The following is a 20,236-nucleotide window of genomic DNA, read 5'->3' as shown; positions in this document are numbered from 1 at the left end:
AGGCGTATTCTACTGATCCCTGAACCGGTGTCAACGCCCTGAGGTAAAAAAGTTTCAAAATGATGAAAGCAGCGTGAAAACGAACACAGGCGCCCAAGGGCGCCTGTGTTCGTTTTACTATTCCCCTATAAGGAAACCCTGTCGTTATTGCCGGTTCCGTTTCTCTTCTTCCATGGCTTCATCCAGCTCCTCTTCAACATCATTTGTTTCACGAGGGCGCTTGATCAACACCTGCCCCAGCAGGATCCCCAATTCGAACAACAGCCACATGGGAACCGCCAGCAGGCTTTGCGAAATGATATCAGGAGGCGTCAGCAGCATCCCCAGCACAAAGCAGCCAACAATAACGTAAGCACGCTTGGCTCGCAGCCCCGCAACCGTCACAACACCTGACCACAGCAAAAGCAGTGTGGCAACCGGTATTTCGAACACCAGCCCAAACGCGAAAAACAGCTTGAGCACAAAATTGAGATAGCTGCTGATATCGGTCATAACCGCTATATTGTCCGGACCGACACTGGTGAAGAAACCGAATATTAACGGAAACACAACGAAGTAGGCGAAAGCGACTCCCAGATAGAACAGGAAAATACTGGAAGCCAGCAGCGGAATCGCCAGTCGTTTCTCGTGCGAGTACAACCCCGGTGAAATGAAGCTCCATGCCTGATGCAGTAAAAACGGCATTGCCAGAAAGGCCGACGCTACCAATGTCAGTTTAAAGGGCGCAAAGAAGGGGGAGGTTACGTCTGTGGCAATCATACTGGTCCCTTCCGGCAGCAAAGCCGTCAGGGGTGCGGACAACCAGGTATAGAGGTCGTTGGCAAAAGCAAAGAGCCCCAGAAAAATCACCAGAATCGCCAATACCGAATACAGCAGGCGCTGACGCAATTCCACCAGGTGCGCAATCAGTGGCTGCGCCTGATCCATATGTTCAGCACTCATGCCTTGTCCTTACCCTGGCTATTGTCACCCGCACGTATATCGCGGCCCCCCGAAGCAGCCACATCTGCAGAGGCAGCAGTTTCGCTCTCTCGCTTATCATTCTCAGTGGACTGGACAAAGGGTTGACGCATCTCATCCAGTTCGCGGGTCAGCTGCTCCTGTTGCAGCGCCGTGGTTCGCTTGAGCTCTTCCAGTCTCAGCTCTTCACGAATCTCGGACTGAATGGACCCCAGTGAACGACGTACACGCCCCAACCAGAGGCCGCAGGTGCGCGCAGCCATGGGCAAGCGCTCAGGCCCCAGCACCAACAACGCAACGACACCGACAACCAGCAGTTCAAAAAAGCCAATATCAAACATGGCCGCGCAACTTATTTCTGCGTTGTCTTGTCAGTCTTGGCATCCGCCGAGTCACTGTCCTTGAACTGAGCATCCTGCCCGGAGGTCAGTTGTTGCGGCTCTTCGCTTGCAGACTTGCCTTTCTGTTCCGGTCCATCATCGTTGACGGCTTTCTTGAAGCTTTTCAATGCGCCTCCCAGGTCACCCCCGATATTGCGCAGCTTTTTTGTGCCGAACAACAGGATGATGATGACCAGAACAATCAGCAACTGCCAGATACTAATTCCACCAAGCATGAGAACTCCTAGGCTAAATGACGCTCAATTTGATTAAATGGGTTGGCACGTAAGGCCTGTCACCACGTCATGGGCATGACGCGGCAATCATGTGCTTCTGGATGCTTTTTCTTCCAGACCTGACAGATCGAACCGGCGCGCCAATTCGTCCAGTACGGCCTCATGGCTCTCACCCAGGTGGGACAACATCACCAACGAGTGAAACCAGAGATCGGCCGTTTCGTAAATCAGATCGGACGTATCGCCACTCGATGCGGCATCCTTGGCGGCCAGCAGCGTCTCGACACTCTCTTCCCCCACTTTTTCAAGGATCTTGTTCAGACCTTTGGCGTGCAGGGAAGCAACATAGGAACTCTCGGGGTCGGCACCTTTGCGTGCTTCAAGCACGTCATGCAAACGGGAAAGGACATCAGTCATGGCTCAAGCCTTATTCGTATAGATCTCTTCGGGGTTGCGGCGCACGTCATCTACGGTTTCCCACTCGCCATCCGCTCGCAGAACACGGTAGAAACAGCTTTCTCGTCCAGTATGACAGGCGATGGCACCCAACTGCTCGACACTGAGCAAAATCACATCACCATCACAGTCAAGACGCAGTTCATGCAGCTTCTGCACATGCCCGGACTCTTCGCCCTTGCGCCATAACCGGTTACGGGACCGGGACCAATAGATCGCCCTATCTTCCTCAACGGTCAAGCGCAAGGCCTCCTCGTTCATCCAGGCCACCATCAGCACACGTCCGCTCCGATGATCCTGGGCAATCGCCGGTATTAATCCCTTTTCATCCCATTTGATCTGCTCAAGCCAATCTGCCGACATCCGCATTCCATCTGTTCTGTTAAGTATAGTCAGTCGCGAAGCATAACCGATCCATGCTGCAGCGACTACCTCAAGCACGCCACAATAACAAGCCGCCCAATCCCCCGGAAAGGTATGCGTACCAGGGCCAACCCGCTACCAGCGACCTATATTCGGGCTGTGCAATCAATACCGCCCCGATCAGCAGCGCGCTGCCCAGCAACAGGTGGCGACGTTGTCGCTGTTGATCAGTCTGACGACGCTCCAGCAGCAGCAGCTGGACCCGGGCATCCGCTGCCGAGTGCAGCTTCAGCTGTTCAAGACTGTCATAGACCATTTGAGGCAGATGCGGCAGTTTCTCCAACCATTCGGGTGCCTGTGCCTTGACGTGGCGATACACGGCCTTGGCGCCCATCCGTTCCTGCATCCAGTTTTCCAGGAACGGTTTGGCGGTTTGCCAAAGGTCAAGTTCGGGATAAAGCTGCCGCCCAAGCCCTTCTATATTCAGCAACGTTTTCTGCAGCAAGACCAGCTGTGGCTGGACTTCCATATTGAAGCGACGCGCCGTCTGAAACAGGCCCAGTAACACCATGCCAAAGGAGATATCTTTCAGCGGTTTTTCAAAAATCGGCTCACAGACACTGCGGATGGCCGTTTCGAACGCATGCACATTGGTATCCCGCGGCACCCATCCTGAATCAATGTGCAGCTGCGCCACCTGCCGATAGTCACGCTTGAAAAAGGCCAGAATATTGCGCGCCAGATAGCTCTGGTCTTCGGCATTGAGCGAACCGATGATGCCAAAATCCACTGCGATGTATTGAGGGTCAGACGGATTATCACGAGAAACAAAGATATTCCCGGGATGCATGTCCGCATGGAAAAAACTGTCACGGAACACCTGTGTGAAAAAGATCTCGACGCCACGCTCCGCCAGTTTTTTCATATCCGATCCCTGGGCTTCAAGCTGCGCGATATCGGCCACTGGGATTCCGTGGATACGCTCCATCACCAGAATATGCTGCCGGGTGTAATCCCAAAACACTTCTGGCACGTAGAGAATGCTGGACCGGTCAAAATTACGACGCAGCTGAGAGCCGTTGGCCGCTTCCTTACGCAAGTCCAGCTCGTCAAAGATGGTTTGCTCGTATTCGGACACGACCTCTACGGGACGCAGACGCCGCCCCTCCGCCCACAAAGCATGTACCAGTCGGGCAATCAGGTACAGCAGCGCCACATCCTGGCGAATGACCGCCCCTATTCCCGGGCGAATCACCTTCACCACCACCTCCTGCCCCGTATGCAGTGTTGCGGCATGGACCTGAGCAACGGATGCCGACGCCATCGGTTCTATATCAAACCGCGCAAAGACCGCCTCAATCGGCTGCTTGAGCTCTCGCTCGATAATCCGGCGAGCCCGCTCGCCGGAAAACGGGGGAACCCGGTCCTGCAGCCTGGCCAGTTCTTCCGCCAGATCCTCGGGCAACAGATCGCGCCGCGTTGACAGCATCTGACCAAATTTGATGAACACGGGACCTAATGCCTCCAGCGCCAGACGCAGGCGTTCTGACTGGCTGCGTTTGGCCGGGACAAAGTAGCGCCAGGGCAGCAGCCGACACAGCCCCCTTACATACCAGGGCAACAGTGGCTGATCAAAGAAGGTATCCAGTCGATAATAGGCGAAGATCCACGCGATCTTCAGCGAGCGCATTAGAGTCCGCACAGCCAGAAAAATCCTATCCTGTTCAAGAAGAGGGCCATTTTAGCCTGTAAAAGCGGCTTCTGTCTGGTTTCGTCCCTGTTCTTTCGCCCGATACAGCGCCTTATCGGCACGAACGAACAGAGATTCGGCGTCATCACCACTCCGAATCTCTGCCACTCCAAAGGATAATGTCACCCTGACCGGCTCACCCTTGAAGTTGAACGGGCTGTTCTGAATGGCAATACGCAGCTTCTCGGTCGCCTGCCTGGCCTGCTCTGCCGCCGTGGAAGGGTACAGGATCACAAATTCTTCACCGCCAAAGCGGGCAATAAAATCAGTACTGCGCAGGTTGTGCTTCAACACTCGAGCAACCAAACGCAACACCCGGTCACCTGCCAGATGCCCCAAGTGGTCATTGATCTGCTTAAAAAAGTCAATATCGCCAACCGCCATGGAGAAACGAGACCCATAACGTTGCCAGCGCTGCATTTCGGCCTGCAGGTGCTGTTCGTATGCGGCCCGGTTGGGCAGACCCGTCAATGGATCGGTGCGCGCACGCAGCTGCTCTTCCTGCACCCGAGCACGAGCCTTGTGTGTTTCCTGCTCCATCTCATCCACTTTGCGCAACAGTGCTTCATAGCGCTGGTTACGCTGCTGCTCCCGTTCCAGCTCATGCGAACGAAACTGTTCCATGCTACGGATAATGGAAACCAGCTGACGCGTCACGGTCTGCTTAAGATGGACAATATCCTGCGAGTCCTGAACTGAACGATGGATGGTACGCACGTCACGACGCACATCATCGTTCAATTTCTGCTGCGCATCCCGAGAACCGCGCCTCTCGCTACGGCTTTCTTCCAGAAACTGCTGTATATAGGACAGCTGAGAGTTCAGGATACGCAAATAGCTTTCAAACTCTCCCTGGTTGCTGCCGGTCGACATACGTATCAGGCGATTTAAAACGGCAATGGCCCCCGGCAAACGTTCCAGCGACACTCCCTGCTCCAGCTCACGCACCAGTTCTCGAGCCTGCGCAACACCCTCTAGAGGTATCTGCAGCAACTCCAGCAGGTCGATCAGCTGTTGTGCAATTTCGGCCTGCAGCAACTCCAGATTCTGCTGGTTGTCCCGGTTCAGTTCGAACTCGCTGTTTCGAACCTCGGCTTCGGCATTCTGCAAAACTCGGCTCTGTAACTCTACCAGCTCCGCCAGCAGACTCGACAATGTCGAAAGCTGTCCGGTTTCTGTTGGCACTCTCGATTCCACGCTTTGAATAGCAGGCTCCAGCCGGGAGGTACTGTTCAACTGATGCAGTTGTTGCCCCCACTGGGTCAGGCTGCGCAGCACCTTCTCTCGGGTCTGCTCGCGATCAAAGTCCAATTGGTTCAACTGCTGTTTCAGCCGACTGCTCAGTGGAAAGAGCCGCGTCTCGTCCTGCGACTGGAGCGCTTGATCGAGCGCCTCAAGCGCGTGATCAAGCTCGGACTCATGCCCGCGCAACCCCATGCCTAAATGGCGCACCAGGGCCACCAGTTCCTCCCGCCAACGTGCATCTGTCTGCCGCTGCCGATCAGTTTCACGGGTCAGCTCGGTATATCGCCGTTTCCAGTCGACTTGCTCAGGCACGCGCTACCTCTTTCACCAAACCTTAGGGAATGTCATCGAATAAAAGATTCACTTCACCAGGGAATAAAAACGCAAAACCGCCTGATGCAGGCGGTTTTCTGGGCGTACGGAAATACCGGCAGGTATCAGTTCCCGGCACGCTCCTTTTCAACAAGGTAGTCCACCACCTTGAGCATCTCTTTATGTCCGCCTGCAGACTGAGCGGTTATACGGTACTTGCCATTCACCACCATGGCCGGCACACCGGTGATTTCATAGCTGCGCACACGCGAGTCACCCTGCTTCAGCTGCATATTGACCGCAAAGGAATCGAACAGCTTGCCGAATTGCTCCGGCTCAATCCCGAACGGCTTGTAAAAGGCCGCCAGATCATCAACATTGCCAAAACGCTTGCGCTCAAGATGTACGGCATCAAACATGGCCTGATGCGTTTCATCCACTTTATCACTCAGTTCGGCTACATAATAGGCGCGCGCGAACGGTTCCCAACTGCGCCCGAAAACAACCGGCAAACCGACAAATTTCACATCTTCGGCCTGTTGCTTGCGCCACTGTTCCAGCATCGGCTCAAAGGTATTGCAATGCGGGCAGGGATAACCGAAGGCCTCTGTCACTTCAATCTTGTCCGCCGCAGCGGTCTTCACCGGAAAGGACAACTCGAAATAATGCTCTCCAGCACGATATTCCTCGGCCCATGACAAGGTCGCAACCAGAGACAGGGCTACCGTTGTCAGTAATTTTTTCAACATGCTTCTCTTCCTGTTTGTCGTTTTGGCGAATTCAGGGTAGACCCCGTAGCACCCAGTTTAGTTCAGCTGCCGCCGATTGCAGATACAAAAAAGGCGGCCATGGCCGCCTCTAGTGGTGCTGCACCCCATCAAGATGGATCAGTGCAGACCCTGAACATACTGAGAAACCGCCTTGATTTCGGCTTCACTCAGTCGAGCAGCGAGATCGCGCATCATGTTGGCCGGGTCGTTGTCACGCTCGCCCTTGGCAAATTTGTTGAGGCTCGATTCAACATACTGCGCATGCTGACCGCTCAGTGATGGATAGGCCGCGCTGTCGATACCCTGGCCTGTCGGGCCATGGCAAGCGGTACAGGCCGCAACACCCTTGTCGGCAACACCGGCACGCCAGATTTTCTGACCCAGTTCAACCTGATCGGCCGCCGCCTGACCCAGTTGTACCTTCTTGCTGGCATAGAACGCAGCGATATCAGCCAGGTCCTGATCGCTCAGGTTGGTCAGCATGCCGGTCATTTCCGGCACCATGCGTGTTCCGCTCTTGATATCATTCAGCTGCTTCAGCAGGTATTTTTCACCCTGTCCAGCCAGTTTCGGGAAGTTACCTACAACGCTGTTGCCATCTCCGCTGTGGCAGGCTGCACAAACGGCAGTCTTGGCCTGGCCTGCAGCCGCGTCACCTGCCGCGTGAGCGACGCCGGTGAGGCCGATGCTTACCAGTAAGCTGATCAGTAGTTTGTTCATTGACTAACCCAGACTCTTGCTTGACGAAATGTGTGTATATTTCCGCCCTTTGAGGTCAAACGGCGAAAATGGCCAATTTCTACTATTACCCTGACTGGAGACAGGCTCTGTTCGCGGGTAAAATTGGCGGCATTATAAACCAATATCCCCACAAACTGGAACGGATATGTTCAGTTTGTCGCCACCGAGCCTTGCATCATGTCAACCCCAGACCTCGAGATCCACTACAACCTTGCCCGCTTTGAGACCAGTGCAGCCCGACTGGATCAGTGTCCACCAGACACCGGAGCCGAAGTTGCCTTTGCCGGTCGCTCCAATGCCGGCAAGTCCAGCGCGATCAACGCCCTGACCCAGCAAAACGCCCTCGCGCGCACCTCCAAAACCCCCGGCCGAACCCAGTTAATCAACTTTTTCAGTCTCAATATCGAAGGCCTGAAAATCGTTGACCTGCCCGGTTATGGTTACGCCAAGGTGCCCATCGCCATGAAACAGCATTGGCAACGCCATCTGGATGCCTATTTGCAACACCGTGAAAGCCTGCGTGGTGTCGTGCTGGTCATGGACATTCGTCACCCGATGAAGGAGTTCGACGAAATGATGGTGCACTGGTGCGAAGCAACGGGCGTTCCCCTGCACGTCCTGCTGACCAAGGAGGACAAGCTCAAGCGAGGGCCCGCCAAAAGTACTCTGCTGCAGATCCGCAAGATTCTGAAGGAACGATTGGGAGACAAGGTCAGCGTTCAGACCTTTTCGGCCCTGAAAAACACCGGTGTCGATACCCTGCGGCAACGCATCAACCAGTGGCTCCTTGGCGATCCGCTCCTGGAACACATTGATGCCGATTGAGGTACAATAAAAACCCCGGCTCCGAGAGGGGAAACCCGGGCCGGGGCAAGAAATGTCATGACAGAGCGAGCCACGGTCCACGCCGGCACAGACGATGGATTTTTCTTACGTGGCTCCTGTTATAAGACAGCACATGAACAGAAAGTTCACGACTGTTCAAAAAAAGATCAGTGCGCCTGTTCCCAGTTATCCCCAATTCCCGCTTCAATCAGCAGCGGCACCGACAGGTTGGCGGCCTGCTCCATTAGCGGCGTGACCTGTTGACAAAAGTTATCCACTTCCGCTTCACGGACTTCGAATACCAATTCGTCATGTACCTGCATGATCATACGGGCATCCATTGCGCCCTGTTCCAGCCAGTTATCCACCGCAATCATCGCCCGTTTGATGATATCTGCTGCCGTGCCCTGCATCGGCGCGTTGATTGCAGTGCGCTCTGCGGCCTGACGCTTCATCGGGTTCCGGTTGTTGATGTCCGGCAGGTAGAGACGACGCCCAAACAGCGTTTCGACATAACCCTGATCCCGTGCCTGGGCACGGGTTTCATCCATGTAGCGCTGCACCCCGGGGTAAGTGGCAAAGTAGTGCTCGATATAACGGCCGGCTTCCTTGTTGCCGATCCCCAGTTGTTTTGCCAGGCCAAAGGCTGACATGCCATAGATCAGTCCGAAGTTGATCGCCTTGGCACTGCGCCGCTGATCCGCCGTCACCTTATCCACAGAGGTGCCGAACACCTCCGCCGCTGTTGCTTTGTGGATATCTTCACCATGACGGAAAGCATTCAGCAACCCTTCGTCACCGGACAGATGCGCCATGATGCGCAACTCGATCTGTGAATAATCCGCCGCAACGATCTTGTAACCCTCGGGCGCAATGAAGGCGTTGCGGATGCGACGGCCTTCCGGAGTGCGCACCGGGATGTTTTGCAGGTTGGGCTCCGACGACGACAGGCGGCCGGTGGCGGTCACCGCCTGATGATAGGAAGTGTGAACTCGCCCGGTGACGGGGTTGATCATCTGTGGCAGCTTGTCGGTGTAGGTGCTCTTGAGCTTGCTCAGACCACGCTGTTCAATCAGCAGTTTGGGCAGAGGGTAATCCAGCGCCAGCTCCTGCAATACCTCTTCCGCCGTGGAGGGCGCCCCCTTGGGGGTTTTCTTCTTCACCGGCAGCCCCATTTTATCGAACAGAATGGCCTGCAACTGTTTGGTGGAGTTGAGATTAAACTCTTCGCCGGCCAGTTCGAAAGCGTCCTTCTCGATTTCGCCCAGCCGCTGCTCCAGCTCCAGACTTTGCTCGCCCAGGATACGCGCATCAATCAACGCACCCCTGTATTCCATCCGTGCCAGCACGGGGATTAACGGTCGTTCGATCTCCTCGAACACCTTCAGCAGCTCACCTTCGGCCGCCAGCTGCGGCTGCAGTTTTTGATGCAGCCGCAGAGTAATATCGGCATCCTCGGCCGCATAGGGTGCGGCCTGTTCCAAATCAACCTGATTGAAGGTCAACTGCTTTTTGCCCTTGCCGGCAATGGCCTCGAAACTGGTGGTCGCGACCCCCAGGTGACGATCAGCCAAGGTATCCATATCGTGTCGGCTGGCCGTAGAGTTAAGGACATAGGATTCCAGCATGGTGTCGGCGCCGATACCCTGCAGGGCGATGCCGTAATGGCGCAGTACGTTCATATCGTACTTGATGTGTTGACCGATTTTTTTCAGTGCCGGATCTTCCAGCAACGGCTTCAGCTGCGCCAGCACTGCCGTACGGTCCAGCTGCTCCGGAGCCCCCATGTAATCATGGGCCAACGGTACATAAGCCGCTTTGCCCGCTGCCACCGCGAAGGACACCCCGACCAGCTGTGCTTCCATATAATTGAGGCTGGTGGTTTCCGTATCGAAAGCGAATGCACCGACCGCTTTCAGCTTTGCCAGCCAGGCATCCAGTTCGGCCTGGGTCAGCACCGTGTCATATTCAGTTTCGAGTACCGGTTCTGCAACCAGCGGCACATCGGCCCCTCGTATCTCGGCATCACCGGCTTCCAACTCCCGCACCCAGCTTTTGAACTCGAATTGCTTGAACAGCTCGATCAGCTGTTCCGGTTCCGGCGCGGGCATGCCGATGTCATGCAGGTGAATATGCAAAGGCACGTCGGTCTTTATCGTCGCCAGCAGGTAGGACAGCTCTGCCGCTTCGCGGTTATCCTCCAGCTTTTTCGGCATGGATTTGGCACCCCGGAACGTCAATTCAGGAATCCTGTCCAGGTTGTCGTACAACTCACTGATGCCTCCAATCCCCTGCAATAGCGCCAACGCGGTTTTTTCACCCACGCCCGGTACGCCGGGGATGTTATCCACCTTGTCACCCATCAGCGCCAGCAGATCAATCACCAGCCGAGGCGGCACGCCAAACTTCTCCTTGACCCCGGCTTCATCCATGGTCGTGTCATTCATGGTATTGATCAGGGTAACGTGCGCATCTACCAACTGAGCCATGTCCTTGTCACCGGTCGAAATCACGACCGGACGACCGGACTCACTGGCCTGACGCGCCAGGGTGCCAATCACATCATCCGCTTCAACTCCCTCTTCTACATACAGGGGCAAACCCATGGCACGAATAATGGCGTGTATCGGCTCTACCTGAGCACGCAAGTCATCCGGCATCGGCGGGCGATGTGACTTGTACTCTGCATAAATGTCGTCGCGGAAGGTCTTGCCCTTGGCATCGAAGATCACGGCTACCGGGCTTTCGGGATAGTCCTTGAGCAGACGCTTCAGCATGGAGGTCACAACTCGAATGGCCCCCGTCGGTGTGCCATCGGCGGTACGCAGATCAGCCTGCTGAGAGGCGAAAAATGCGCGGTAAAGGTAAGAGGAGCCATCCACCAGAATGACCGGGGCGTGCTGTTCGCTCATGGGAGTATCCATATATCTGCTTCGAGGGGTTGTTCATGCATGCGACAAGGCCCACAATCATAGACAATTAGACCCCGACTCACCAATTGGGAAGCAATGATGCTGAAAAAATTCATCCTGATCGCCGCTTTGGCCATCACGCCCCTCGCTCAGGCCGAAGTTGTGGACGACCCCACGCTGGGCGAACCGGAAATCACTATTACCCATGATGGCGACAACACCTATTACGAATACACCATCAACGGTCAGTTGAAGGAGATCAAGGTGGTTCCCAAGGTCGGCAAACCCTACTATCTGGTACCGGCGGATGGTGCCCAGAAACTTATCCGCGTGGAGGAATCACAGCTGCTGATTCCAAAATGGGTCATCTTTCGCTGGTAATCGATCTTGGCCGTATATACCTCTATCAACCGCCCCCAGCTTGACGCCCTGCTCGAGGATTACACTCTCGGGCAGCTGGTCGACTTCAGCGGTATCGAAGGCGGCATTGAAAACAGCAATTTCTTTGTCACGCTGGAGCAGAACGGGCAGCAAAGCGATTATGTACTGACCCTGTTCGAAGAGCTCGGTCAGGATGAAATGCCCTTTTTCGTCGAGCTGGGCCAATGGCTGCAGGCACGTGGCGTCACGGTTCCCCACGCCATTGCGGACCGCAACGGTATCGCGCTGAAACAATTGTGTGGCAAACCGGCCATGTTCCAGCCACGTTTCCACGGTCGTCACCTGGAACGTGCACAAATCCGGGCTGAACACTGTGCCGAAATCGGCCGCGCCCTGGCACGCTTTCATCTGGCCGGCGAAGATTTCTACCTGAAACGCCAGGCACAGCGCGGTGTCTTCTGGTGGCGTCGCGAAAGCCAAGCGATTCGTCATCTCCTCACACCCGAGGATGCCGAACTGCTGCAGCAGGAAGTCGCCCTGTTCGACACTTTACGCGAGCAGCCTTTCGGATTGCCGCTAGGCATCATTCATGGCGATCTGTTCCACGACAATGCCCTGTTCGTCGGTGATCGGCTGGAAGCCATTCTCGATATATACAATGCCGCTACCGCATTCCTGCTGTTTGACCTGGCCATTGTCGCCAACGACTGGTGCAGCGATGATCAGGGCCGTATCGACCCGATCCGCGAACAGGCACTCATTCGTGCCTATGCAGGTGTGCGCGCACTCAGTGATGAGGAGAAGGCTGCCTGGCCGGTGCTGACACGTACAGCTGCCATGCGCTTCTGGCTGTCCCGCCTGATTCCCTGGCTGGGTGTCGAGCAGAGCTCCCGCTCCGGTATCGAGACCCGGTTGAAAGACCCCGCCGAGTTCCGCCGCATTCTGCTCCAGCGCATCGAAATCCCGCCCATGATCTGACCCGCATCGAGGCGCTCCGGCTTGCCTGCGGGTTCAGGCCGGATGCCACCGACTGCTATACTGCTCCGTCATCCTTCATCTTGATAATTCCAGGCAGCTGTTCCCATGGACGTTACACACATCATCGATTCACTCAACGACGCCCAGCGGCAAGCCGTAACCGCTGACCTGAACAACCTGCTGGTTCTGGCCGGTGCCGGTTCCGGCAAGACTCGAGTCCTGGTACACCGCATCGCCTGGCTGATCGAAACCGAAGGGCTGTCACCCTACTCCATCATGGCGGTGACCTTCACCAACAAGGCGGCACGCGAAATGCGCGGCCGTATCGAGCAGCTGCTGGGCATCAACACCCACGGCATGTGGGTGGGCACCTTCCATGGCCTGGCCCACCGCCTGCTGCGTGCACACTGGCGCGACGCCGGGCTGCGCGATAATTTCCAGATCATGGACAGCGATGACCAGCTGCGCCTGCTCAAGCGACTGTGCAAGGAAATGAACCTGGACGATAGCCGCTGGCCGGCCCGCCAGTTCCAGTGGTTTATTAATGCGCAAAAGGATGAAGGCCTGCGCAGCCCCCATATCGAACGCACCGGCGATCCTTACCAGACCATGATGATCCGCGTGTACGAAGCCTACGAAGATGCCTGCGAACGCGGCGGCATGATCGACTTCGGCGAACTGCTGCTGCGCGCACTGGAACTGTTGCGTGACCGTGCACCTCAGCTGCTGCAACACTACCGTGAGCGTTTCCGTTACGTCCTGGTCGACGAATTTCAGGATACAAACGCCATTCAGTACGCCTGGCTGCGCCTGCTCTGCGAGGGCGAAAGCAAGTTGATGGCCGTCGGGGATGACGACCAGTCAATCTACGGCTGGCGTGGTGCCCGCATCGAGAACATTCAGCATCTCGGAGAGCACTTCCCCGGCACCGAAACCATCCGCCTGGAGCAGAACTACCGCTCCACGGGAACCATTCTGCAAGCCGCCAACGCCGTGATTCAAAACAATTTCGGTCGTCTCGGCAAGCAGCTGTGGACCGAACTCGGCGACGGCGACCCCATTTCGCTGTACAGCGCGTTTAACGAGCAGGATGAAGCCCGCTTCATCGTGGCACAGATTCAGACATGGGTCGAAGACGGCAACCGACGCGATGAGTCCGCCATTCTCTATCGTTCCAACGCCCAGTCCCGCGTACTGGAAGAAATGCTGATTCGTGCCGGCATGCCCTACCGCATCTACGGCGGACAACGCTTCTACGACCGGCTCGAGATCAAGAACGCACTGGCTTACCTGCGACTGCTGGCCAACCGTGATGACGACACCGCCATCGAGCGCGTCATCAACGTGCCCACTCGTGGTATCGGCACTCGCACCGTCGAAATGATCCGCGAGCATGCCCGTGGCGAAAACGTGTCCATGTGGCGCGCCGCCAACGAAATCACTGAGCTGAGAACGCTCCCGGCGCGTGCCAACAACGCCCTGCAGGCGTTCATCGACCTGGTCAATCAGCTCGACACGGATACCCGCGATATCGAGCTGCACGAGCAGACCGAGCACATCATCAAGCACTCCGGCCTGATCCAGCACCACGAGAAGGAAAAGGGTGAAAAGGCCCAGTCACGCATTGAGAACCTGGAAGAGCTGGTCAACGCCACCCGTCAGTTCTCGACCCAGTGGCAGGATGACAACGAAGAGGGCTTCAGCTCGCCGCTGGCGGCCTTCCTCGACCAGGCCGCTCTGGATGCCGGGGAAACCCAGGCTGATGTAAACACCGACAGCGTCCAGTTGATGACGCTGCACTCAGCCAAGGGACTGGAATTCCCGCTGGTATTTCTGGCAGGAATAGAAGAGGGCCTGTTCCCGCACAGCATGTCGGCGGAAGAGCCGGGGCGCCTGGAAGAGGAACGCCGCCTCTGCTACGTGGGTATCACCCGTGCCATGCAGAAGCTGTATCTGACCTACGCCGAGTCACGACGCCTGCACGGCAAGGAAACCTTTAACCGGGTCTCCCGTTTCGTCAATGAGATTCCGACCGAGCTCATCGAGGAAGTACGCCTGAATGCCACCGTCCGCAGACCCTACGGTGCCCAGCAGGATGCCCCCAGCAGTCTGTTCTCCGGCGGCTCGTCCCTGTCCAGCGCCGATGTGCCGAATACCGATCTGAGCCTGGGTCAGCCGGTCATGCATGCCAAGCTGGGAGCGGGTGTAGTCACCAACTTTGAAGGCAGCGGTCCCAAAGCCCGTGTACAGGTGAATTTTGAAGAGGTCGGCAGCAAGTGGCTGATCGTCGGCATCGCCAACCTGCAACCACTCTGATCAGGCCCGCAACATCATCCCAACAGGCGAGGCAGCCATGTCTCGCCTGCCTGCCAGAGCAGGCGTAACGCCAGCAGCGTTACGACTATGCGGAACAGGCGTCCGAACCAGACGGACGACACCCGCCGCAACAGATTCAGCCCGATCCAGGTCCCGAGCATGCCACTGAGGACCATCAGTGCAGCCAGTGGCAGCCAGTCCGTAAAGACAAAACCGATCGCCGAGAATACCAGCCCCTTCAACAGGTGCTGCCCTGTCATCGTCGCGGCAAAGGTAGCTACCGTCTGCATCTTGTCATGACTGTGACGGTGCACAAAGGCTGCAACCAGTGGCCCGGTCGCACCAACAAACATGGAGAAAAAGGTCGTCAGACCACCGGCAAACAGCGTTTTCAGTGGCGAGAGCGCTCGTGCAGCAGGCTTTGGCCCCCAGACCATCCATAAGATAAAGCCGCCCACCGCCAGTTGAATCATCTCCAGCGGCAGCTGCACTACGACCAGTGATGCCAGCCCGGCCCCTATTAGCCCGCCCAACAGAAAACGGCGGCACAAGGGCCAATCGATATGCTGGCGTGTCATCAGGGCTCTATTGCCGTTGGAACCCAGCTGAACTAGGCCATGAACCGGAATCAGCACGGCCACCGGCACCAGTTGTGCCATAACCACCAGCAGCAACACACCACCACCTATCCCCAAGGTTGCGGTCATCAACGACGTGAATCCGGCGGTCAGTATCAACAGCAGCGCATCCAGCGGCGGCAGACCGGCAGGCAACCAAACCAGAAATTCAGCCATCACTCGGCCTGCATGGCCTGCAGTACCTGCTGTGCCCAATTCAGGCTATGACGGTAGGCGACTTCGTAGTAGGGCGCATCCAGGGCACGGCTCAATTGATCAAACTGTCCTCGCTCGTACAGTTCCACCTGTCGCAACAGTTCGCCACAGGAGCCGGTACGTTCGAGCAATGCCGCCTTCATGTTCTGTTGCAACGGTACCTGATCCAGCAGGTCCGTCATCTCCATGTTCAGCAATGCATCCAGCTGTGACAACAGCCCCACAATAAAGTGGTTGATCGGCTCGTCCCGCCCCATCATCTCGGCCAACAGTTCACACATGCGCCCACGGGTCAACATGTTTCGGGTCAGCTCATCCGGCTTGTCCTTGTCGGCAGCGCTGAGAAACAACAACACCCAACGTTTGACCTGCTCAATGCCCAGCAACGTAATGGCATGGGACAGGGAACTGATTTCACGCTTCAGGTTAAAGGCTGCCGAGTTCACGACGCGCAGAATACGATAGGTCAGCGCCGGGTCCTGCAGGGCGATCTGTTCAATGGACTGGGCCGTGGCATTGGGTCGTTGCAGCTCACTCAGAATCTGCAGCAGTACCACCTTGTTGCCCGTGATTTTCTTGCCCTTGACCGCCTCGGGCTTACTGAGAAAATACCCCATATAGAGGGCGAACCCCATCTCCAGGCAACGCCGAAACTCATCCTGTGTCTCGACCTTATCGGCCAGCAGCTCCAGCTGGTAAGGGCGCAGCTGCTGCAACAGCGGAGGAATGTTGTCCAGCCCCAACAACTGAATATCCAGCTTGAGCACATGCACCACATTCAACAGGGGGGCGAATTTGGGATCGCGGGGATCGTAGTCGGCCAGAGCCAACCGATATCCCTGACGGGCCAGCTCCTTCACCCGCTCAACCAGTGCCGGCGTAATATTGGAATGTCCCAGCAGCTCCAGCACAAAATTCTGTCTGGGCAGCTCGGGCAGATCATTGTTCAGCAGGAAGCTGTCGGTCACCTTGAGAAAGCAGGGCAAGGACCGGACTGAACCGCACCGGGCGATGCTGGAATACGTCCCCAGCAACACACCCAACGTGGCTTCATCATCCTTGAGCCCTTCAACAAAACGTCCATCTGCATCCCGGAACAGCAGTTCGAACGCCACCACATCCTGGCTTTTGGTGTAGACAGGCTGACGTGCCATCAGAACCTGCAATTGATGTTCCTCTGCCATGATATGAGAGCCGGTTACTGCCACTGCGGACTCCTTGCGGGTTGATAATGCCAATGGGTTATAGGGGACCGAAAGTATATCGGCTCCCCCTTCATCCTAACAGTCCGGAACCGGCAACGATTGACTACAATACAGCCCCCTGACGCTCTGTCGTTACCGGTTATACTGCCTCGAAGACTTGATTGATACACAAGGAGATTCCCATGCGCTGCCATGAACTGGATTACGAACTGCTCGGCTCAGAGATGCAACTGGTCGAAATTGAGCTGGACCCAGGCGAAACCGTTATCGCGGAAGCGGGCGCCATGACCTATATGGAAGAGGATATTGTGTTCGAAACCCGCATGGGAGACGGTTCCGACCCTGACGAAGGCCTGATGGGCAAGCTGTTTTCCGCCGGCAAACGCATGCTCACCGGCGAGTCCATGTTTACCACCCACTTCAGCAATCACGGCAACCGCAAGCGCCGCGTTTCTTTTTCGGCGCCTTTCCCCGGCAATATCGTACCGCTGAACATGGCTGAACTGGGCGAGAAAATCATCTGCCAGAAAGACGCCTTTCTCTGTGCCGCACTCGGCACACAGGTCAGCATCACCTTCAACCGCCGTTTTGGCGCCGGCTTCTTCGGTGGCGAAGGCTTCATTTTGCAGAAGCTGGAAGGCGATGGCCTGGCGTTCATTCAGGCGGGCGGCACCGTAGTGCGCAAGGAACTGAACGGTGAAACACTGCGCGTGGATACCGGTTGTCTGGTCGGTTTTACCGATGGCATAGACTATGACATCCAGCGGGCCGGTGGGCTCAAATCAATGATGTTCGGTGGTGAAGGGCTGTTTCTGGCAACGCTCAAGGGCACAGGCACCGTCTGGCTGCAAAGCCTGCCCTTCTCCCGCATGGCCGATCGGATCATCGATCATGCGCCAGGCAACGGCGGCAACGACCAGGGCGAAGGCTCCGTGCTGGGCGGGCTCGGCCGCATGATCGGAGGCGATCGCTGATACCTGAGCCGCTCCGGAACAGCTTCAGGCCTGAGGTCAATACCTGCGCCACCCTGCATGACAACGCGGCACCATCACCCTGCAGAAACAGGTTCTGCAGGGTGACAGGAGCACACCGTTACGAGTTGTGCAGCTTGAAAGCGGCCATCAACTCGACCGGTTTCAGTGTCTTGTTGTCACTGCGCAAGACATACACCAGAGTTTCACCTTTGGGGCCGGCTCCTATTTCGGTATACCGCAGCGGCGCCTCTCCCGTGGTCCGAACTGCGGTCATGTCCTCGATACGGTCAAACACGTAGATACGTCCTTCCATCCGCATTTCGCCATAGAAACGCTCAGCGGCAGGCAGGTTGCCATGATAGAGGTTATAACCGGCCACCTGGTCAACAGTCTTTTCCTTGTCGGCACCCGCTACGCCAAACACCAGGGTTTCGCCCTTGGGACCTGCGCCAATAAACGTCTGGCGGTAAGAGGTTTCGCCGACTTCAAGAAATTGCTGGTAGGTCGCACGATCATCGAATACGTGGATACGCCCATCGTGATGCACTTCATACAGATCTTCATTGTTCAGATCGGTCACGGCTACCGGTGCGTTCTTATTACCGGCGGTACAAGCCGTGATAACCGCCATCAGGCCACCCAGCACAAATGTCTTGAATACTCGCATTACATGATTCTCCCAGTTCCTGATTAGCAGGCGCAGAGAGTAGCCACATAATATTGCGATTGATTGACAAGCGGCACACGCTACAACATCCAAAGCAATGTTGACCGCGGATCAATAAGAGGGAATAAAAAATGGCGCGCCTGGAGGGATTCGAACCCCCGACCAACAGGATCGGAACCTGCTACTCTATCCAGCTGAGCTACAGGCGCGTAATGGAAGTGTTTGCGGGGCTATATACTACGGATAGGACCGGCCTTTGCCAAGTAAATTATTACTGCAAGTATTTTGCTTCCATCCGTACAATGTCTGCTGCTTTAGTCGTGACCAGGCTGACAAAGGACAGATGCGTCCTTAACGCAATTTCCGTATGGACATTTTGCCGGTATAATCCCCCGTTAGATTTTGTGAGCGCAGTCATGTCTGCACTGGCCCTGCCCCGCACATTCAGGCCTTAAGCCAGGCATCGCTGCCCCGACAACTTACCAAGTGATGAGGTCGTGACTGTGAATAAATTTGCTGCCAAAGCTGCATCCGCACTCTGCGCGTTCGGTCTGAGCATGGCGCTGTCTGCGTCGGTACATGCCGCTACTGCCGCAGATGAGGCGATCATTGAACGTATCAAGCCGGTTGGCTCTGTCTGCGTTCAGGGTGATGAAAACTGTGGTGGTGCCGCCGCCGCTGCCGCAACTGCCAGTGCCGGCGGAGGCCGTTCAGGTGAAGAGATCTACACCGGCAAGTGTGCCGCCTGTCACGCGACCGGCGTTCTGGGTGCACCCAAATTCGGCACCAATGAAATGCAGCTGCGTCTGGACGAGAAAGGAATGGAAACACTCCTGTCCCACGCCATCAACGGCTTCAACGCCATGCCTCCTCGCGGTACCTGCAACGACTGCTCCGACGAAGAGATCCAGGCTTCTATCGATCACATGCTCAGCAACTGATCGATACCCTGAACAAAAGGCTGCTACGGCAGCCTTTTTCACATCTACCGGTCAAGGATCGACCGGTATCGGCTATTCAAGGAGGAATGACCATGTTCAAGCAATCCCCTCTGTTACTGTTGCTCGGCCTTGCCCTGCCTGCAACCGCTGTATCCGCACCCGCCCTGATGCAGGGCGTGGAAGTCGGTGATGACCTGTCACTGCCCACCGATCTGGCCCAATGGATGATCAGTGAAAAATACGACGGTGTACGCGCCTATTGGGACGGTACTCAACTGCTGACCCGCAGCGGCTACCCCATCCAAACGCCGGACGGCTTTACCCACGGCTGGCCCGCCCAGCATCTGGAAGGTGAGCTCTGGATCGACTACGCGGCCTTTTCGACCCTGTCGGCGCTGGTGCGCAGTCATGACGGCTCCGAACAGGCCTGGCACCCGGTACGCTTCATGTTATTCGACTTGCCACAATGGCCCGGTACCTTTGCCCAGCGTCATGCCCGGCTCCGGCAACTGCTACTCGATCAACCGCAGCACAACCTGCAGCTGATCGAACAGCGGCAGGGCACCACCACTAAGGCTTTGGAACAACAGCTGGAGCAGGTCATCGACAAGGGTGGCGAGGGGCTGATGCTGCACCGCGCCGGCGCACTGCACCAATTGCAGCGAACAACCGATATCCGCAAGCTCAAACCCTTCCAGGATGCCGATGCAGTCGTAGTCGCCCACCTGCCCGGCAAGGGCAAATATACAGGTCAGTTGGGATCTCTGCTGGTGGAGCGCTCCGATGGCTCACGCTTTCGCATCGGGTCTGGGTTCAGTGATCGAGAGCGGGCTCATCCACCCGCGCTCGGCAGCACCATCACCTACCGTTACAACGGACTGACTCGCCATGGCAAGCCCCGGTTTGCGCGTTTTCTGCGCGTACGTCCTGACTAAACCCGCCGCGATGACTGGTATTGGGGCTGGGTCTCACGTAGGATTTTGGGCTTATC

The 20,236-nt window shown here is 56.4% G+C and carries 20 protein-coding genes and 1 tRNA gene; 7 read left to right on the top strand and 14 right to left on the bottom strand.

Annotated features, from left to right (window positions below):
- Window positions 1–144: 144 nt before the first annotated feature.
- From tatC to H1S06_RS11465, 9 genes are all read right to left on the bottom strand, one after another.
- Entirely contained in the window at window positions 145–942 is a 798-nt protein-coding gene (gene tatC / locus H1S06_RS11505; protein WP_181740298.1) for a twin-arginine translocase subunit TatC, read from the bottom strand.
- Window positions 939–1,301: a Sec-independent protein translocase protein TatB gene (gene tatB, locus H1S06_RS11500; RefSeq protein ID WP_181740296.1), complete on the bottom strand. Its 363-nt coding sequence runs from the start codon at window positions 1,299–1,301 to the stop codon at window positions 939–941. The genes tatC and tatB overlap by 4 nt, the downstream gene beginning before the upstream one ends.
- A gap of 11 nt (window positions 1,302–1,312) precedes the next feature.
- Window positions 1,313–1,576, bottom strand: coding sequence for a twin-arginine translocase TatA/TatE family subunit (gene tatA / locus H1S06_RS11495; RefSeq protein ID WP_181740294.1), 264 nt, complete (start codon window positions 1,574–1,576; stop codon window positions 1,313–1,315).
- Window positions 1,577–1,663: 87 nt separating this feature from the next.
- Window positions 1,664–1,993, bottom strand: a complete 330-nt coding sequence (locus tag H1S06_RS11490) for a phosphoribosyl-ATP diphosphatase (RefSeq protein WP_181740292.1) — start codon at window positions 1,991–1,993, stop codon at window positions 1,664–1,666.
- A gap of 3 nt (window positions 1,994–1,996) precedes the next feature.
- Complete coding sequence (hisI, locus tag H1S06_RS11485) at window positions 1,997–2,395, bottom strand: phosphoribosyl-AMP cyclohydrolase (protein ID WP_181740290.1); 399 nt, start codon at window positions 2,393–2,395, stop codon at window positions 1,997–1,999.
- A gap of 70 nt (window positions 2,396–2,465) precedes the next feature.
- A complete protein-coding gene (ubiB, locus tag H1S06_RS11480) occupies window positions 2,466–4,085 on the bottom strand; it encodes a ubiquinone biosynthesis regulatory protein kinase UbiB (protein ID WP_181740288.1) in 1,620 nt (539 codons plus the stop codon).
- A 51-nt stretch (window positions 4,086–4,136) separates the two neighbouring features.
- The gene (locus tag H1S06_RS15735; protein WP_181740286.1) at window positions 4,137–5,702 is read right to left on the bottom strand and encodes a GGDEF domain-containing protein; all 1,566 of its coding nucleotides are present in this window, start codon (window positions 5,700–5,702) and stop codon (window positions 4,137–4,139) included.
- Window positions 5,703–5,827: 125 nt separating this feature from the next.
- The gene (locus H1S06_RS11470) at window positions 5,828–6,451 is read right to left on the bottom strand and encodes a thiol:disulfide interchange protein DsbA/DsbL (RefSeq protein ID WP_181740284.1); all 624 of its coding nucleotides are present in this window, start codon (window positions 6,449–6,451) and stop codon (window positions 5,828–5,830) included.
- A 138-nt stretch (window positions 6,452–6,589) separates the two neighbouring features.
- On the bottom strand, window positions 6,590–7,192 hold the full coding sequence (locus H1S06_RS11465) for a c-type cytochrome (RefSeq protein WP_181740282.1): 603 nt from the start codon (window positions 7,190–7,192) through the stop codon (window positions 6,590–6,592).
- A gap of 198 nt (window positions 7,193–7,390) precedes the next feature.
- Here H1S06_RS11465 and yihA point away from each other — a divergent pair, with 198 nt between their 5' ends.
- On the top strand, window positions 7,391–8,038 hold the full coding sequence (gene yihA / locus H1S06_RS11460; RefSeq protein WP_181740280.1) for a ribosome biogenesis GTP-binding protein YihA/YsxC: 648 nt from the start codon (window positions 7,391–7,393) through the stop codon (window positions 8,036–8,038).
- Window positions 8,039–8,205: 167 nt separating this feature from the next.
- On the opposite strand, the gene polA is transcribed toward yihA, so the two are convergent.
- Window positions 8,206–10,950 carry a DNA polymerase I gene (gene polA, locus H1S06_RS11455; RefSeq protein WP_181740278.1) on the bottom strand — a complete coding sequence of 915 codons (2,745 nt, stop codon included), beginning with the start codon at window positions 10,948–10,950 and terminating at the stop codon, window positions 8,206–8,208.
- A 99-nt stretch (window positions 10,951–11,049) separates the two neighbouring features.
- On the opposite strand from polA, the gene H1S06_RS11450 reads away from it, so the two are divergent.
- From H1S06_RS11450 to uvrD, 3 genes are all read left to right on the top strand, one after another.
- Window positions 11,050–11,331 (top strand): DUF2782 domain-containing protein, encoded by a 282-nt coding sequence (locus H1S06_RS11450; RefSeq protein ID WP_181740275.1) that lies wholly within the window; start codon window positions 11,050–11,052, stop codon window positions 11,329–11,331.
- Window positions 11,332–11,337: 6 nt separating this feature from the next.
- Window positions 11,338–12,309 (top strand): homoserine kinase, encoded by a 972-nt coding sequence (locus H1S06_RS11445; RefSeq protein ID WP_181740273.1) that lies wholly within the window; start codon window positions 11,338–11,340, stop codon window positions 12,307–12,309.
- A 105-nt stretch (window positions 12,310–12,414) separates the two neighbouring features.
- Window positions 12,415–14,625, top strand: a complete 2,211-nt coding sequence (gene uvrD, locus H1S06_RS11440) for a DNA helicase II (RefSeq protein ID WP_181740271.1) — start codon at window positions 12,415–12,417, stop codon at window positions 14,623–14,625.
- A 14-nt stretch (window positions 14,626–14,639) separates the two neighbouring features.
- On the opposite strand, the gene H1S06_RS11435 is transcribed toward uvrD, so the two are convergent.
- Together H1S06_RS11435 and H1S06_RS11430 are read right to left on the bottom strand one after the other, a co-directional pair.
- A complete protein-coding gene (locus H1S06_RS11435) occupies window positions 14,640–15,419 on the bottom strand; it encodes a sulfite exporter TauE/SafE family protein (RefSeq protein WP_181740269.1) in 780 nt (259 codons plus the stop codon).
- Window positions 15,419–16,666: an EAL and HDOD domain-containing protein gene (locus H1S06_RS11430; protein ID WP_328515338.1), complete on the bottom strand. Its 1,248-nt coding sequence runs from the start codon at window positions 16,664–16,666 to the stop codon at window positions 15,419–15,421. Before H1S06_RS11430 ends, H1S06_RS11435 begins: the two co-directional genes overlap by 1 nt.
- 179 nt (window positions 16,667–16,845) lie before the next feature.
- On the opposite strand from H1S06_RS11430, the gene H1S06_RS11425 reads away from it, so the two are divergent.
- A complete protein-coding gene (locus H1S06_RS11425; protein ID WP_220183858.1) occupies window positions 16,846–17,637 on the top strand; it encodes a TIGR00266 family protein in 792 nt (263 codons plus the stop codon).
- Between the two features lie 118 nt (window positions 17,638–17,755).
- On the opposite strand, the gene H1S06_RS11420 is transcribed toward H1S06_RS11425, so the two are convergent.
- Entirely contained in the window at window positions 17,756–18,304 is a 549-nt protein-coding gene (locus tag H1S06_RS11420) for a hypothetical protein (protein ID WP_181740267.1), read from the bottom strand.
- Between the two features lie 132 nt (window positions 18,305–18,436).
- Window positions 18,437–18,513, bottom strand: a tRNA-Arg gene (locus H1S06_RS11415).
- Between the two features lie 294 nt (window positions 18,514–18,807).
- Between H1S06_RS11415 and H1S06_RS11410 the strand changes: the two genes are divergently transcribed.
- Together H1S06_RS11410 and H1S06_RS11405 are read left to right on the top strand one after the other, a co-directional pair.
- On the top strand, window positions 18,808–19,245 hold the full coding sequence (locus H1S06_RS11410) for a c-type cytochrome (RefSeq protein ID WP_328515337.1): 438 nt from the start codon (window positions 18,808–18,810) through the stop codon (window positions 19,243–19,245).
- 92 nt (window positions 19,246–19,337) lie between these two features.
- Window positions 19,338–20,180 (top strand): DNA ligase, encoded by an 843-nt coding sequence (locus H1S06_RS11405; RefSeq protein WP_181740266.1) that lies wholly within the window; start codon window positions 19,338–19,340, stop codon window positions 20,178–20,180.
- Window positions 20,181–20,236: the final 56 nt, after the last annotated feature.

Source organism: Marinobacterium marinum (assembly GCF_013868415.1).
GTDB lineage: Bacteria > Pseudomonadota > Gammaproteobacteria > Pseudomonadales > Balneatricaceae > Marinobacterium > Marinobacterium marinum.
This window is presented reverse-complemented; position numbering and strand designations above follow the sequence as displayed.

Coding starts and splice junctions, on each gene's coding strand:
- ubiB (WP_181740288.1), bottom strand. CDS start 4,085: ATGCGCTCGCTGAAGATCGCGTGGATCTTCGCCTATTATCGACTGGAT.
- H1S06_RS11425 (WP_220183858.1), top strand. CDS start 16,846: ATGCGCTGCCATGAACTGGATTACGAACTGCTCGGCTCAGAGATGCAA.
- tatC (WP_181740298.1), bottom strand. CDS start 942: ATGAGTGCTGAACATATGGATCAGGCGCAGCCACTGATTGCGCACCTG.
- uvrD (WP_181740271.1), top strand. CDS start 12,415: ATGGACGTTACACACATCATCGATTCACTCAACGACGCCCAGCGGCAA.
- H1S06_RS11465 (WP_181740282.1), bottom strand. CDS start 7,192: ATGAACAAACTACTGATCAGCTTACTGGTAAGCATCGGCCTCACCGGC.
- H1S06_RS11405 (WP_181740266.1), top strand. CDS start 19,338: ATGTTCAAGCAATCCCCTCTGTTACTGTTGCTCGGCCTTGCCCTGCCT.
- tatA (WP_181740294.1), bottom strand. CDS start 1,576: ATGCTTGGTGGAATTAGTATCTGGCAGTTGCTGATTGTTCTGGTCATC.
- H1S06_RS11470 (WP_181740284.1), bottom strand. CDS start 6,451: ATGTTGAAAAAATTACTGACAACGGTAGCCCTGTCTCTGGTTGCGACC.
- H1S06_RS11490 (WP_181740292.1), bottom strand. CDS start 1,993: ATGACTGATGTCCTTTCCCGTTTGCATGACGTGCTTGAAGCACGCAAA.
- H1S06_RS11435 (WP_181740269.1), bottom strand. CDS start 15,419: ATGGCTGAATTTCTGGTTTGGTTGCCTGCCGGTCTGCCGCCGCTGGAT.
- H1S06_RS11450 (WP_181740275.1), top strand. CDS start 11,050: ATGCTGAAAAAATTCATCCTGATCGCCGCTTTGGCCATCACGCCCCTC.
- yihA (WP_181740280.1), top strand. CDS start 7,391: ATGTCAACCCCAGACCTCGAGATCCACTACAACCTTGCCCGCTTTGAG.
- hisI (WP_181740290.1), bottom strand. CDS start 2,395: ATGTCGGCAGATTGGCTTGAGCAGATCAAATGGGATGAAAAGGGATTA.
- polA (WP_181740278.1), bottom strand. CDS start 10,950: ATGAGCGAACAGCACGCCCCGGTCATTCTGGTGGATGGCTCCTCTTAC.
- tatB (WP_181740296.1), bottom strand. CDS start 1,301: ATGTTTGATATTGGCTTTTTTGAACTGCTGGTTGTCGGTGTCGTTGCG.
- H1S06_RS11420 (WP_181740267.1), bottom strand. CDS start 18,304: ATGCGAGTATTCAAGACATTTGTGCTGGGTGGCCTGATGGCGGTTATC.